At 52.8% G+C, this 17454-nt stretch carries 2 protein-coding genes; both read left to right on the forward strand.

The window, feature by feature from the left end:
* Positions 1 to 64 precede the first annotated feature (64 nt).
* Positions 65 to 1288: an ACP S-malonyltransferase gene (gene fabD, locus QNH46_RS02420; protein WP_283926761.1), complete on the forward strand. Its 1224-nt coding sequence runs from the start codon at positions 65 to 67 to the stop codon at positions 1286 to 1288.
* A 31-nt stretch (positions 1289 to 1319) separates the two neighbouring features.
* Positions 1320 to 17423, forward strand: coding sequence for a non-ribosomal peptide synthetase (locus QNH46_RS02425; protein ID WP_283926762.1), 16104 nt, complete (start codon positions 1320 to 1322; stop codon positions 17421 to 17423).
* The last annotated feature ends 31 nt before the right edge of the window (positions 17424 to 17454 follow it).

Consider the following 17454-nt stretch of genomic DNA (forward strand, 5'->3'; position numbering starts at 1 on the left):
AATTCAATTTACTAACAAAATTTGGAAAAACGTCAAAAAAACAATAGGGAATTGAGGTCTGCTTATGACAAAAACGGCCTTTTTGTTTCCGGGGCAAGGTTCCCAATATGTCGGAATGGGGAAAAAATTGCGGGATCAATTCGCCAGGGCAAGACATCTGTTCGAGGAAGCAAATGATACATTGGGCTTCGATCTTGCCAAGCTGTGTTTCGAAGGGAGTTCTTCGGAACTCATGCAGACGATGAACACGCAGCCGGCTATTTTGGCCGTAAGCGTTGCTGCCTTTGAAATCGGTAAGGAAGAACTGGGCTGGGAGCCCTATTTGCTGGCCGGACATAGTCTGGGAGAATATTCGGCCCTAGTGTGCAGCGGCCTCTTGTCGTTTTCAGACGGGCTTCGCATCGTCAGGAAGCGGGGAATGCTGATGCAAGCGGCAGTTGCCTCCAGCCTAGGAGCCATGGCAGCCGTGATTCATGTACCCAGGGAACCCTTGGAGATGTGGTGCCGTCAGGCTTCTACGGCCACGAAACAGGTAGTTGTTGCATGCTGCAATTCACGGAGCCAGCATGTGATTGCTGGGCACCAGGAGGCAGTCCATACCGTCGTTGAGAGGCTGGAAGCCGTGCCGGGCGCGGTTGTGAAGTATTTGAATGTCAGCGCTCCGTTCCACAGCCCGCTAATGCAAACCGCAGCCGATCAGCTCATCGCTGAACTGAATCAGTATGAAACCCTGGATGGGCAATGGCCCATTATTTCTAACGTCACTGCCCGGCCCTACCAGCGGCAGGAGCTGAATGAGCTTCTTTACCGCCAGATGACCCATCCGGTTCGCTGGCTGGAGACGATGGAGTACATGTACCGCAATGGAGTCGACCGGACGGTGGAAGTCGGGCCGCGGCAGGTTCTGACTCAGCTTATGAATGACACCTATCCCGACATAGAAACCTACCATTTTGACAATCCACTAGAATTAGAGCACTTACGTTCCGCATTTAACGCAGATAATAACCGCGCAGCAACTATCGTCAATATTCGGGAAGCTTTTACAGCAGCTGTAATTGCCCGAAGCCGCAATGAGAATAATGACCAGCATATGACAGGCGTTATCTTGCCAATCCAGCAAATAAGACAACTCATAGAACAGATTGAACGCGACCGCGGCTTGAATATGGCTCAGGCGGTACACCAGATCAAGGAGCAGCTGCAATTTATCTTAACTACCAAGCAGCTATCACCGGATGAGCAGTCGAGAATAATTAGAAAAATACCGTCTGGGGCCGTAAATTAATCGCTAATACTTTTTTTCTGGGGGGAAGAATGTGTTTACGAAGCAATTTACAACACTTATCGACGTAATTCAGGAGCGGGGCAAATCCGAAAGCAGAGGTATTACCTTTATTGAGGGAGATGAGCAGGAGGTTCGATTGACCTATAAGGAGATGTATGAGGAAGCTTGCGGATTTTTAGGTTATCTCCAAGCGCAGGGCGTAGGTCAGGGGCAGGAAGTTGTGTTTCAAATGGAGGACAACCGGCGTTTTGTCATTGCTTTCTGGGCCTGTATCCTTGGGGGGATGATCCCGGTACCCGTCAGTACGGGGAACAATGATGAGCACAAGATTAAGGTGTTCCGAATCTGGGAGGTGCTGCATCGCCCTTATCTCATAACGGAATCAAAAATATTGCTAGATTTAGAGAAATATACAGCAAAGAGCGGGCAAGCCCATTTGTATGACTTGATTCGCAACAACGTTACACTCGCTGACAATAGCGAGGTATTCATGCGGCAGCATCATCCGCAAATACATAGTGCCAAGGCTGAGGATATTGCGTTTATTCAGTTCTCCTCGGGCTCCACGGGCGATCCGAAAGGAGTCATGCTGACGCATAGAAACCTGATTTATAACACTAGCGGCATTATCAATGGTTCGAAAATCACCGCAGAGGACTCCTATTTGCAATGGATGCCTTTGACCCATGATATGGGGCTGATCTGCAACCATATGGCTCCGCTGGTGGCTGGGCTGGAGCAGTATATTATGCCTACGTCCCTATTTATTCGCCAGCCTGTCCTGTGGATCAAAAAGGCTAGCGAGCATCGCGTCAGCGTCATTTCGTCGCCGAACTTTGGCTATAAATATTTCCTGCAGTTTTTCAAAACGGAGAAGGCCAGCGGCTGGGATTTATCGCGAATTCGCATCATTTATAACGGGGCAGAGCCGATTTCGACCGAGTTATGCGACGCCTTCTTGGATACGCTCGCGCCTTATGGATTGAAGCGAACTGCGATGTGCACCGTTTATGGGCTGGCTGAAGCTTCTGTGGGGGTGGCTATTCCTCAGGTGGAGGATGAATTTGTCACCCTTTACGTGGATCGCGAGCAGCTAAGGATCGGCAGTAAGGTCGTTGAAGTGGACAAGGACTTTGCTGGAGGGCTGTCCTTCGTCGTGGTTGGCTATCCCCTTGATTACTGCCAGTTCCGGATTTGCGATGAGGCGGATCAGGAACTAGGCGATGGTATCGTTGGCCATATACATATTCACGGGCACAACGTAACCCAGGGGTATTACAACAACCCTGAGGCGACGCGGAATATATTGACGGATGATGGCTGGGTGCGGACAGGAGACCTAGGGTTTCTGAGAAATGGCCAATTGGTCATCACAGGGCGGGCGAAGGACATTATTTTCGTGAACGGGCAGAATGTATACCCCCATGACGTGGAGCGGATCGCTGAGGAAGTGGAGGGGGTAGAGCTCGGCAGGGTAGCTGCATGCGGGGTCTACAATGCGGAGCTGAAGAAAGAAGAGATCGTTCTATTTGTCGTATCCAAGAAAAAAATTGAGAAGTTCTACCCGACCATGCTGGAGCTAAAGCGGTTGTTAAATCAGCGGGGCGGTTGGGAAATCGCCGACATCGTCCCTATTAAGCGGATGCCCAAAACAACCAGCGGCAAGGTGCAGCGTTACAAGCTGGCCCAGCAATATAGAGACGGCGAGTACGCCGAGGTAAGGCAGGAATTAAGGGAAGTAGCCCGCACCATTGAAGCGGCAAAGCTGGAGATGGCGGAAAAGACGGAAAAGCTGGAGGAGAAACAGAGAACGGAGAACCCGGGGAATCCGGAGAATCTGAACAAGCAGGGTCAGCCGCAGCCGGCGTCTCAAGCTGTGCCTGGCAATATGCCGTTTACGCAAAGCGAGATCGAGCGAAACATTCAGCAGATTTGCCGGGAAGTGATGGAGAAGGACGGAATCAGTATTCGGGACAGTTATTTCGATATGGGGGCCAGTTCTCTTCATTTAGTGCAAATTGCCGACCGGATCGAGAAGCAGTTTTCAATTCAGCTGGAGGTTGCCGACTTATTCGCGTATCCCTCGATTGTTGAACTCGCCAGGTTTATTAAAGCGGAAGTGAATGTGCAGCGCAGCAGAGATGAGGAAGAAGGCGAAGCAGCGCAATGCGGGGAAGATATTGCCGTTAGCGGGAAAGACATCGCCATTATCGGAATGTCTGTGTATCTGCCGGGCGCAGCGACCCTTCAGGACTATTGGAGCAATTTGGCTGCGGGACGAGATCATATCGGGGAATACCAGGCGAATAGACAGGAGGATGCCAAGGATTATTTGTCGGTGATCGGTTGGAATAAGAGCGAATCTGATTTTCGGGTCGGCGGCTATTTGGAGGAGATCGATAAGTTTGACTATGCCTTTTTTAAGCTGACTCCGAATGAAGCTAAGCTCATGGATCCAAACCAGCGGCTATTTACACAGCAGGCGTGGCATACGCTGGAGGATGCGGGGTACGCGGGGAATAAGCTGCGCGGCCGCAGTGTAGGGGTGTATGCCGGGTTTTCCAAGGTAGGCTATGATTATGAGCGTTTGATTTCCAAGCATGAACCGGAGCGAATTTCGAATTATGTCGTTGGGAATTTGCCGTCCGTTCTAGCGAGCCGGATCGCGTACTTTCTCGATTTGAAAGGGCCGGCAGTCACGATCGATACAGCCTGCTCCTCCTCCTTGGTCGCCGTCCATATGGCATGCCAAGCGATACGAAGCGGTGAATGCGAAATGGCGCTCGCCGGCGGTGTTAGAACATCGCTGCTGCCGTTGTCACTTGGGCTCGATATGGAATCCGCGGATGGATATACCCGCGCCTTTGATGCGGCTTCCGATGGAACAGGAGTCAGCGAAGGTGTAGCTTCGGTGCTGTTAAAGCCGCTGAATCAGGCGATTCAGGACGGAGATCATGTCTACGCAGTTATCAAGGGTAGTGCGATGAATCAGGATGGCACGACGGTAGGTATTACCGCTCCAAACCCTGCCTCGCAGACGGAGGTCATCCAAGCTGCCTGGAAGGATGCCGGACTCGATCCTAATACGCTTGCTTTTATTGAAGCGCATGGAACGGGGACGAAGCTTGGCGATCCTGTCGAATTTTCCGCTTTGGAGAAAGCATTCGCCAGCTATACGGATAAGAAGCAATATTGTGCGCTCGGATCGGTAAAGGCGAACATCGGACATACCTTTGAAGCGTCCGGTATTGCCAGCCTGATTAAATCGGCCTTGATGCTGAAGCATCGGCAAAACCCGCCACTGGTTCACTTCCGTCAGCCGAACAGCAACATCAAATTGGAGCAATCCCCATTTTATATCAATACGGAGCTGGCAGCTTTTGATGATACTCAGCGGCCGCTACGCTGCGGCGTTAGCTCCTTTGGCTTTAGTGGCACGAATTGTCACGTTGTCATGGAAGAGTATGTGGATCCGCTACCGCAGACAGCGGCTCGGAACCATGATCAATCTTACATTTTTGCGGTGTCAGCCAAGAATGAAGCCTCGCTTCAGGAGCTGGTTCACAGGTATGTTAGCCACTTAGCCATGGCACCGCATCAGAACATCGCGGATATTTGCTATACGGCCGCAGCAGGGCGGGCTCATTTGGAGCATCGCATTGCCTTTGTATGCGCAACGCGGGAAGAATTGTCCCGCAAGCTGGAGAATATCGCCGCAGACGGCATGCAGAGCGGAATATTCAGGGGCGTATACCGAATTGTTCCAGAGGCGGGTCAGCAGCGCGTGCTGGGTGAGATCACGGAGGACGAACTGAACGCGATCAGCGAAGAAGCGGCTGAGAAGGTGCAGGCTGCTGCTGCCGCCGGACTCGCAGACCAGGAAGGTTTGGAGCACATATGCAAGCTGTATGTTCAGGGCGCCCATGTGAATTGGGACGAGCTGTACCAGCAGCAATCCCTCCGCAGAGTACCTTTGCCGCTATATCCTTTTGAACGGAAACGCTGCTGGATAGAAATTGAACGTATCCATAATCAAGAACTGGAGGGGAATTCGATGTCTAATCCAGGCGAAATGCTGGTGAGGGCTGTTGAAGCCTCTGATCTGTCGGCCGAGGTACAACATACGGTTACGAAAATGGTAAGCGAGGCTTCGGGTTTGGACGCAGCTGAAATTGACGAGCATGCCCACTTCCTAGAGATGGGGCTGGATTCAATCATGCTTGTGCGAATCCGTAAGGAGATCGAAGAAATCTATGGCCTCGATATTGTGATAGAGCGCTTTTTTGACTCGATTACGAATGTGCATAGCTTGACTCAATATATTCTTGCAAATGCCGATGTTCGCCAGCCGGCGGCTGTAACGGCAGCAGCTGAGGCCAAGAGCCGCGAGGAGGCGCCACCGCAGCATTCGGCGCTGCAAGGGGCGGAGGAGCAGCACCAGCAAGCGGCGGCAACGGCAGCTGTAGAGGTGGAGGAGATGGGATCCCCTGAGGTGGGGGAATTCATATCTCCGCCCGCTGGCAGCTCGGCGATGGAACGGATTATGGCCCGCCAGATCGAGCTGATGAGCCTTCAGCAGCAAAGCGTATCCAATATTCTTGGCCGGCAGCTTGACTTGCTAAGCGGCCGAGCCGCGCAGAACAGCCTGGTTCAAGGTTTGCAGGAGCCATACCCGGAGCAGGGGTTCAGAAACGGGCAGACTCATGGAAGCCATGCGGCCGGAATGTCAGCGGCGTTTGGTACGCAGGATGCTGGCGAGGGTGTTCATGCTATGGCAGGAGCAGGCGTTCAAGCAGCGGCAAGCGTGCAAGCTGCCGTGCAGCCCGCTCCAGGAGTGCAATCCGCCCAGGCGGCCCAAGCGGTTAAAGTCAATAAGACTTCCCAGGACGAGCCGAAGCCGTTCATTCCTTATCAGCCGATGATCATCGGAGAAGACGGTCATTTTACCGCGCAGCAGCAGGCATATTTAGACCGTTTCTTTACCGAGTACATGAGCCGTACCCAGGGCTCCAAAGCTTATACCCAGCAAACTCGTTATGTACATGCCAATAATCGCAACGTTTCGGGATTCCGCTCTTACTGGAAGGAAGCGATTTATCCGATCGTGGCAGAGCGATCCTCGGGGTCGAAGATGTGGGATGTGGACGGCAATGAATATATTGACTTGACGATGGGATTCGGCGTTAATCTATTGGGTCATAATCCCGATTTCATCGTAGAGGAAATGAAAGCCCAGTCGTCATCATCGCTGCCGCCTTTAGGCCCGATGTCCGATCTGGCCGGTGAAGTGGCGGAACGCATTAGCCGGATCACGGGGGTCGAAAGGGTAGCCTTCTATAATTCGGGTACGGAGGCCGTTATGGTAGCCTTGCGTACAGCGAGGGCGGCTACGGGGCGTTCGAAGGTCGTGATTTTCTCCGGTTCATATCACGGCACTTTTGATGGAGTATTAGGAGTAGCTAACCCAGAGTCTGGTGAGGCATCCGCGCTTCCAATGGCGCCTGGCATTCAGGAGAATTACGTTCGCGACGCCTTAATGCTGAATTACAATAAGCCAGAATCCTTGGAGATTATCCGCAAGCATGCCCATGAGCTAGCCGCTGTGATCGTAGAGCCTGTGCAGAGCCGCAGGCCGGATTTGCAGCCGCGCAAGTTTTTGCAGCAGCTCAGGGAAATTACCTCTCAATCAGGCACCGCGCTTATTTTTGATGAAGTAATCACTGGTTTTCGCATCGGTCTAGGCGGAGCTCAGGCTTGGTTCGGCGTGCAGGCGGATCTGGTCGTTTACGGTAAGGTGGTGGGAGGCGGCCTGCCGATCGGCATCGTTGCGGGCAAAGAGCAGTTTATGGATCCGATTGACGGCGGGAAGTGGAATTTCGGCGATGCTTCCTATCCGACGAAGGCCGCGCAAAAGACGTTTGTTGGCGGCACCTTCTGCACGCATCCGCTGACGATGCGGGTAGCTCTGAAGACGATTGATTATCTGGAATCGCAAGGTCCAGCCCTATACGAGGAGCTGAATCGCAATACGGATTATTTGGTACAGGAGCTGAACTCTTTCTTCAAGGAAAGAAGCATTCCGATTTATATGGTCAATTACGGCTCGCTGTTCCGCTTCGTCTCCTTTGGCGACATCGAATTGTTCTTCTATCATTTGAACCACAAAGGGCTGTATGTCTGGGAAGGCCGCAATTGTTTCCTGTCTACGGCACATACCCTGGAGGACATAGACACGATCATTCGTATTGTCAAAGAGAGCGTCGGCGATTTGCAGCGCGGCGGGTTCCTGCCGGGCACGCCGCAGCCGCCGGACGATAACGGCGGGAAGAGGACGGCAAGCTTGTCCAATGAGCAGAAGCAGCTGTGGATTTCCTCCGTCTCTGGCGGCCCGGCTTCCGCATCATTAAACGAATCCGTTCTGCTCAAAATGGAAGGGGCGCTGGACGTACAGGCATTGCGGCAAGCGGTAAGCCTATTGATGCGGCGGCATGAGGCTTTGCGGACAGTTATTGATCCCAGCGGCGAGTTTCAAACGATTTTGCCGGAGCTTCCCGCTCCGGTCGCCGTGGAGGATCTTCGCTCTCACACGCCGGGCGAGAGCAAGGCTAAGCTAGATGCCTGGCTGGCCATGGATGCTTCCAGAGCATTCGATCTGCGTGAAGAGCAGCCATTGTTTCGAATAACGGTGCTCCACATGGCCGATGATGCGTATATTCTGGCGCTTGCCTTCCATCATATCGTCGTGGACGGCTGGTCGATCGCAGTATTTGTAGGTGAGCTGGAGGAGGTGTACTCGGCGATTTGCGGGAGGCGCGCCCCCGAGCTGCCCCAGCCGGTTCCATTTCGTCAGTATTTGCAATGGCAGGAGCGGCTGCAGCATGAGCCAGAGGCTGATGAGGCGGCGGCATTCTGGTCGGAGCGCTTTTCCGAGCCTATCGCGACCCTGCAGCTGCCTTCGCCGGATGGGCATATGGCGAGAAAGACGTTCAGCGGGGGCAGGCAGACATTGAAGCTGGATCGTGCGCTCACGAAGGAATTGCGAGCCTTAAGCATAAGGAACAAGAACAGCCTGTTCATCACAATGCTCGCTGCGTATGGCCTGTTCCTGCATCGGCTTGCCGGACAGCGGCAAATTGTCGTTGGCATCCCTACGGCCGGGCAGTCCCATATGGGCGAGACCCATCTCATCGGAAATTGCGTGAACATGCTTCCGGTATATACAGAAATTCATGGCAGCGCCTCGGTGGAGGGCTATCTTTCTGCCGTGAAAACGGCGATGCAGCAATTAGACCGATACCAGAGCTATTCCCTAGCGAGCCTGGCCGAGCAGATGCCCGGAGCGGTTGTGCCGACTATGAACATTCTGTTCAATATGGATCGGCCTGTTCGGAAGTTGAATTTCAGCGGGTTGGACACGGAGCTTGTTCCGTTCCCTGTTCAGCATCTGCATTATGATTTATTCCTGAACATCACGGAGGTCCATCAGGAGCTGTGGCTTGATTTTGATTACAGCACGGATTTGATTGACCCGGAGGTTATGCAGCTCTGGGCGGAAGGATATCGCCGCTTATTGCTCTCCATCGTTCAGGACTCCTCCATGAAGGTATCCCAGCTTTCGCTCCTTACGGATGAGCAGGCTCGTTTCTTGGCAAAGCTCGAAAATAGCCACGGAGGGAAATGTATTCTGGATAGTTACGGGGAGCCAGCCCCTCTTGGCGTAACAGGTGAACTGCACATACTGGACTTCGAGACAGGCGGCATGACCCCTACGGGACAGCTGGCGATGTTCATGCCTTCCGGGGAATTGAAAATTTGCGGGGAGGCAGCTCGCATTGCTGAAAATCGGGGGTACCGCATTAATTTAGTGCAGCTGGAGGAAGCGCTGCTGGGGCTGCCGAGCCTAAGGCATGCCCAAGCCGTTGTCCGGATGGTTGCCGGACATCATGCCCCGGAGCTCGCAGCTTATATTGCTGCGCCAGCCAAGACGATCGATGAGCCGCTGGTTCGAGCTGAGATGGCAGAACGCCTGCCGGATTATGCGATGCCAACTCATGTTATTGTACTGGAGTCGTTTACGCTGCTGGAGGACGGGTCGATCGACGAGAGCTCGCTCCCGGCACCGGACATGACGCGGCAGGGGCAGGAGCCTTTAAATGAGACGGAGGCTGGGCTTGTTCGTCTTTGGCGCGAGCTGCTGGGAGAAGCGAATATCGGCGTGCATGACCACTTCACCTCGCTAGGAGGCAATTCGCTGAAAGCGACGGTGATGCTGTCGCGAATCTACAAGGAATTCGGCATCCAAATTCCAATCGGGCAGTGGTTCCAATACCCGACGATCCGCAAGCTAGCCGGACTTATTGATGGCGGGTCGGCAGAATCATTCCAGCCGATTCCGGTGCAAGAGTCGCGGGATACTTACGAAATCTCAGCGGCGCAGAAGCGCATTTATATTCTGGAGCAGCTGGACTCAGGTACGCTAGTCCATAATATCCCTGGACAAATTACGCTTCGGGGCATGCTTGACGCTGAGCGGCTGGTCGCGGCTCTTAGACATATTGTCAGCAGACATCAGGTGTTCAGAACGACATTTGAAATCGATGGGCATGAAATCGTGCAGCGCATAGGCGATACGGCCGTATTGAACGTACCGTACATTGAGCTGTCTAGTCCAGAGGAAGCGGAACAGAGGTTCCAGCATTTTGTGCAGCCGTTCGATCTGACCCAAGCGCCGTTATTCCGGGCTGAGCTTGTGAAGCTGTCCGCAGCTGAGCACATTCTGTTTATCGATATGCATCATCTGATTTCCGACGGATATTCCATGGCCGTGTTTATGAGGGAGCTTGTGGAGTTGTACGAGGGGCATGCGCTGCCCGAGTTGAAAATACAGTATACCGATTTTTCCGTCTGGCAGAATCAGATGGTGAATGATCTGACAATAAGCGAGCAGGAAGCATACTGGCTTCACCAATTTGAAGGAGATTTGCCTGTTCTGAATTTACCGGCCGATTATCCGCGACCCGGTCAGCTAAGCATGGAAGGACAACGGCTGACTGCCCGCCTGGACAGGCAGTTGACCAAGCGGCTCCGCCGGTTGGCAAGCGAGACCAATGCGACCTTATTCATGGTTATGCTGTCCGCTTACAAAATTTTGCTTCATAAATATACCGGGCAGGACGATCTGGTGGTCGGTACGCCGGTATCGGGACGCAATCATCCCGATATTGAGCCGCTGATTGGCGTGTTTATCAATACAGTCGCTATTCGCAGTTATCCTGCCAAGGATAAGGCGTACCGTGAGTATTTGGAGGAAGTACGGCGCAGCAGCATCGCAGCATTCGACCATCAGGATTACCCGTTTGAGATGCTCGTCGACCGGCTGAATATTCAGCGGGACCTCAGCCGCAATCCGTTGTTCGATACGATGTTTATTTTGCAGAACATGGATATGGAGACGGCATCCGGAGCTGGCGTTACTTTCAGCCCGGAGGAGCGTAATCCCGGAGTGTCGCCGTATGATTTGACTTTGAGTGCAGAAGACTGGAGCGAGGAATCCATTGCGGTCAATCTCGATTACAGCACGAAGCTGTTTAAGCGGGACAAAGCCGAGCGGATGCTGGACCACTATATAAATATTTTGAATATTATCACAGAGAACGCAGATGTTCGTTTGTCCCAGATTGATCTGTTAACCGCAGAGGAGCGGCAGCGGCTGATCGTTGAATTCAATGCAACAGATTTGCGCTATGACAAGCAGCTGACGATTGACGAGCTGTTCCAGCGTCAGGCCGAGCGCACCCCGGAGGACATTGCTGCGATATGGGATAACAGATCCTATACCTATAAAGAACTCGATGTGAAATCCAGTCGGCTCGCTGCCGCTCTCCGCAAGAAGGGGGTATTGCCAGGAACGATTGCCGGCGTGATGGTCACGCGTTCGATCGATATGATCATCGCTTTGTTAGGGGTATTGAAGGCGGGGGCGGCCTACCTGCCGATTGATCCCGATTATCCGGCGAAGCGCATTGAATATATGCTGACAGATAGCGGTGCGCAAATTTTGCTGACCGAGGCGAATTTGGCGAACCACGTCAATTGCGATGCGGCGACAATTTTCGTCCATGATGAGAATCTCTACCTGGAGGAGAACGACGAGCGGGAATTTCGCAGCCATACAGCCGCTCATCATGCCTATGTCATTTACACATCCGGCTCTACCGGTAATCCCAAGGGCGTCATGATTACGCATCAAGCCGTCCACAACTTCATTGAAGCGATGGCTCAAACCATAGATTTTACCCCTGGAAAAAGCATACTGGGCCTGACGACGATTTCCTTTGATATTTTTGTTCTGGAAACATGGGTGCCTTTAACGAAGGGACTAACGATCGTCATTGCGAACGAAAACGAACAGCTTGACCCTAAAGCTCTGAACCAGCTTATTACGGATCACAACGTACAAATGCTGCAAATTACTCCGTCCCGTTTGAAAATGCTGATGTCCGGCGATCCGAAAATGACCTTTCTGGAAAAAGTGACCGACATCATGCTCGGCGGGGAGCCCTTGCCGATTCATCTATTGCATCAGCTGCAAGGCTTTGCCCATTTACGGATCTACAATATGTATGGCCCGACGGAGACGACGGTCTGGTCCTGTGTAAGCGATCTGACGCGCCGCCATAACGTGGACATCGGCCGGCCCATTGCCAACACACAGGTTTATATCGTGGATGCGGATGACATGCTTGTCCCGGTCGGAGTGCCTGGGGAGCTGTGCATTGCGGGGGACGGCTTGGCGGCGGGCTATTGGCAGCGGGAGGATTTGACGGAACAGAAATTCGTCGACAATCCGCATGTCCCAGGCCACAAAATGTACCGCACGGGCGATTTGGCGAAATGGAGAGAGGACGGCTGTCTTGAATATATCGGCAGAACCGATTTCCAGGTCAAAATTCGCGGATATCGGATTGAACTCGAGGAAATCGAGAAGACGATGATTTCACAATTGCCGGTGGCGGAAGCTGTTGTCGTAGCCAAGGAGGATGAAGGCGGAAGCTATTATTTATGCGCTTATTTCGTGCCGCAGGATAGCGGGCCAGCGCTTGGAGCTATTCGGGAGAAGCTGCTTAACACGCTGCCCGAATATATGGTGCCATCCTATTTTATTGCGCTAGAGCAAATGCCGCTAACGCCCAATGGCAAAATTGATAAGAAAGCCTTGCCCAATCCGGAAACCAGTCATTCCACAATGGCTTCCTATGTACCGCCGAGCAGCGAGGCAGAAGAACGACTGGTTCATATATGGGAAGAGGAGCTCGGCCTGGAGCAAATTGGCGTCTATGACAACTTTTTTGAACGGGGAGGCCATTCCTTAAAGGCGACGATTTTAATCTCGAGGATAAATAAAGAGTTCGGCGTGGACATCCCTGTACGGGGCATGTTTCAATACCCTACGATTCAGGGCTTAGCGGGGCTTATTCAGGAATCGGCTCATAAGTCATTCACTGAGATTCCCGTCATAGAACCGGAGAGCTGCTATGCCGTGTCGGCAGCACAGAGACGTCTGTTTATCCTGGATCAGATGAACGGGCCAAATACGTCGTATAACATGACAGCTGCCTTTGAAATTCAAGGGGAACTGGACATGGAGAAACTGGAGGCTGCCTTCCAAGCTATGATACAGCGGCACGAGGCTTTCCGTACTTCCTTTGAAATGGCAGCGGGGGAGCCGGTACAGGTCATCCATCCGGAAGCCGAGTTCAAGCTTGAAAAGTACGGGAAGGTAAGCAATGCCGAATTGGAGCTGTTGGCCGCGCAATTTGTCGCCCCCTTTGATTTAAGCAGGGCTCCTTTGTTCCGGGCAGGCCTCGCTCAAAGGGATGAGGGCGGTCATGTACTGCTGATCGACATGCATCACATTATTTCCGACGGCACGTCTGTCGGCGTATTCATGGAAGAATTTAATGCGTTATACAGCGGAGCAGAACTGCCGAAGCTGCGCATTCAGTATAAGGATTATGCCGCTTGGCATAACGGTCAGCTGGCGAAGGGGGTGTACGACAGCCATAAGCAATATTGGCTCGAACAGTTTGCGGGAGAGCTGCCGGTGCTAGACCTGCCAACCGATTTTCCGCGGCCGCAGCAGCACAGCTATGAGGGAGCAAAGCTGGAGCATGCCATCGGCCGGGAGCTGACGGTCCAATTACAGCAATTGGCCATGGAGACAGGAACGACGCTGTACATGATTCTGCTGGCGGGCTACAGTATCCTGCTGTCGAAATATGCGGGACAGGAGGATGTCATTGTTGGCTCTGCGATAGCAGGCCGGGATCATGCTGATGTACAGCAGGTGATGGGAATCTTCGTCAATACGCTGGCTATGCGGAGCAAGCCGGAGGGGCAGAAGAGCTTCCGATCCTACCTGGAGGAAGTAAAGGACATCTGCCTGAACGCGTACGAGCACCAGCAGTATCCATTTGAGAGCCTGGTGGAGGCGTTGGCGATTCCGCGGGATTTAAGCCGCAGCCCGCTGTTTGACGTCATGCTGACGATGCAGAATGCCAGCGAGGATGATTTTCAAATGGAGGGCTTGACGGTCAGGCCGTATCTGCTCGAGCAGCATTCGACCAAATTTGATATCTCGCTGCTTGCGGCAGCGACAAACGATGACATCATTCTGGAGTTCGTTTACTGCACAGCGCTGTTTACGGATAACACGATGCAGCGTTTTGCCCGGCACCTTGTTCATATTCTGCGAACGGGCGTGGAGCAGCCGGAGCTGGAACTGGCAAAGCTATCTCTTCTAACCGCTGAGGAGAAGCTGGAGCAGTTGATTAGCCGAGGAAGTTCAAATCTAGGCAATGGTCATAGCCCTATCCAAGGCGATAGTCTTCACGTTCAAACGCAACGTGCTGCAAATGCCGAGGAGCAGCCTGAATTCCGCACCATTGTTGAATGGTTCGAAGCTCAGGCGGAGCGCACGCCGGATCAAACCGCTCTCGTCTTCGGAAGTGAAAGATGGAGCTACTCCGAACTGAATGCCAGAGCTAACCGGTTGGCGAGGATGATGCTGGAGAGCGGCTTTACGGCTGGCGGCGGCATTGCTGGAATTGTCATGGAGAACCGGCCGGAGACCATTGCAGCCCTGATGGCCGTGCTAAAGGCAGGAGGAGCTTATCTGCCGATCGATCCCGAATTCCCGGCTGGCCGGGTGGATTATATGTTAACCAACAGCGGCGCTCAGTATTTGCTAACTTATGCCGGCCACTTGCATGGAACGGAGAGCGTGACCGAGGTATTTTTGCTGGATCATCTTAAAACGTACGAAGGACAGGGGCATAACTTAAATATCCAAGTCAGCGGGCACGACCTGGCTTACGTTATTTATACCTCTGGCACGACCGGAAGGCCCAAAGGCGTCATGCTTGAACATCGCAATCTTGCGAACTATGTGCACTGGTTTACGACATCTCAGCGGATTGAGGGAAGCGACAGGACGATGCTGCTCTCCTCGGCCAGCTTTGACCTGTGCTATACCGCGCTATATCCAGCGCTGGTCAGCGGCTGCGAGCTGCATTTGCTCGACCGCCATGATTATGTCGATCCTGAATATGTGCTGGACTATATTGCGGCGAACGGCATCACCTTCATCAAGGCAACGCCGTCCTTATTCCATATCATGGTCAACCATGAACGATTCAAGACGAGAGCGCTGCTCAGTTCATTGAAGCTGATCGTGCTTGGCGGAGAAAAAATGAAGGTCCAGGACATCGAGCGATATTACGAGCGGTATCCGGATGTCAGGTTCGTGAATCATTATGGTCCTACGGAAGCGACCATCGGTTGTATCGCCCACCCTATGAAGCTTGCTGACTTCCAGGCATTCTGCAAGCAGCCGGTCATCGGCAGGCCGATCTTTAACGCCGAGGCTTATATTATCGATGCGTATGGCAATTTGCTGCCAGACGGGGTTCCGGGAGAGCTTGCTGTTGCAGGCAGCGGCCTGGGGCGCGGCTATTTGAATGACCCGGAGCTGACAGCGCAGAAGTTCGTTCCTCATCCGCTTGATGATGAACAGAGGCTGTATAAGACAGGAGACCGGGCCAGAAGATTGCCAAACGGTGATATTGAGTTCATCGGCAGAATGGATCATCAGCTCAAGATCAGAGGCTATCGGGTGGAGTTGGCTGAGATTGAAGCACAGCTCATGGAGCATTCCGATGTGCAGGAAGTGGCGCTTACCGTGAAGGAGAGCGCTGAGGATACGAAATATTTGTGCGCGTATATTGTGACGCAGCAAGGGTTGACCGCATCCGATATGCGAGGTCATTTGGCTCATCGGCTGCCTTCTTATATGCTCCCTGCAGCCTATGTATTCCTTGATCAAATGCCTTTGAATGAGAACGGCAAGCTGGACTATAAAGCGCTGCCTGAGCCGCTTATCGATATTGAGCCTGCAGAAGCGTATTCGGCTCCGGCGAATGAGATCGAGGAAGCGATGGTACAGGTGTGGGAGGAAATCCTAGGTGTCAAAGGCATTGGGACGGATCATCATTTCTTTGAATGCGGCGGAGATTCGATTAAGGCGCTGCAGGTATCATCCCGGCTCATGACGCAGGGCCTGAAGATGGAAATGAGGGATCTGTTCAAATATCCGACGATTCGCGAGCTAAGCAGGTATGTACAAACTTCCGCCCGCAAAATCAGCCAAAAGCCGGTGACAGGGGAAGTGGGGCTTACCCCGATTCAGAGTCGTCTGTTCGAACAGAAATGGGAGCACGTCCACCATTACAATCATTCAGTCATGCTGTACAGGCGGGAAGGATTTGAGGCGGAGCTGGTGGCAGAGGCCTTTGATCGCATGACAGAGCATCACGATGCGCTCCGCATGAGCTTCAGCTTGGGAGATCGCGGAGTCGTCCAGTTCAATCAAGGCATTGAAGGGCAAGCCTTCCATCGATTAAATGTCTTCGATGTGACGGCATGCAGCGATCCTCGTGCGGAGATCGAGCGGCAATCGGCCAAGCTGCAGGCAGCGCTGGATATTGAGAAGGGGCCGCTGATTCAATTGGCCGTCTATCATACCGCACTGGGCGATTATTTGCTGATCATTATTCATCATCTGGTCGTTGACGGAGTATCCTGGCGTTTTCTTCTGGAGGATTTCGCAACCGTATATGGACAATTACTGAATCAGTCAGCGGTTATGCTCCCAGAGAAGACTCATTCCTTCCAGGAGTGGTCACAGGGGCTGGCGCAATATGCCTTCAGCAAAGGACTGTTGAAGGAAGCGAAATATTGGGAAACCGTCGAACAGGCTTCAACGGTTGAACTGCCTGTCGATCAAAAGATCAACTTCAATCAAGCTGGGGATCATGCCACGGTGAAGCTGGCGCTAGATGCCGAACTAACCCGAAGCCTGTTAACGGATGTCCACCATGCTTACAGCACGGAAATCAATGATATTCTGCTAGCGGCCTTAAGCTGTACGCTCCAGGAATGGGCAGGCGCTGCCTCTGTGCTGATTCAGCTGGAGGGGCATGGGCGGGAAGCCATTGTGAAAGGACTGGATATATCCAGAACCGTGGGGTGGTTTACATCGATTTTCCCATTCGTGCTTGGCGCGGAAGGAACGAGTGATCTGGACGAGGTCATTAAACAAACCAAGGATGCTTTACGGCGGGTTCCAGGCAAAGGGCTCGGCTACGAAATTCTTAAATATTTAACGGCCAGCAATCCGGACATGGAGCTCCCGCTGCATTTCCAGCTTAAGCCGGAAATTGTGTTCAACTATTTGGGGCAATTTGGCGCTGCTGGCGCTCAGACCGAGCTGTTTGAGCTAAGCGATATCCCTGCAGGGCCCGAAGTGGGGGCGCATATCGTGAGAGATCATAAGCTCGAACTGAATGGAATGGTGGTCGGAGATCAATTCACCATGGATATTCACTACAACAAATACCAGTACCGTCCGGAAACGATACAAGGGCTGGCCAATCGTTATCAAGAGCACCTGACCCAGATCATCCGGCATTGCTGCACCAAGCAAGTCAAGGAAATCACGCCTACAGACTACCAATACAACAAGCTGTCGCAAAAACAATTGGATGCGATATCCCAGCGGCTGAAGAAGAAGCTATAGTACGGCCGACAGTGGAAGCGACCGAATCGGC

The organism is Paenibacillus woosongensis, assembly GCF_030122845.1.
Lineage (GTDB): Bacteria > Bacillota > Bacilli > Paenibacillales > Paenibacillaceae > Fontibacillus > Fontibacillus woosongensis_A.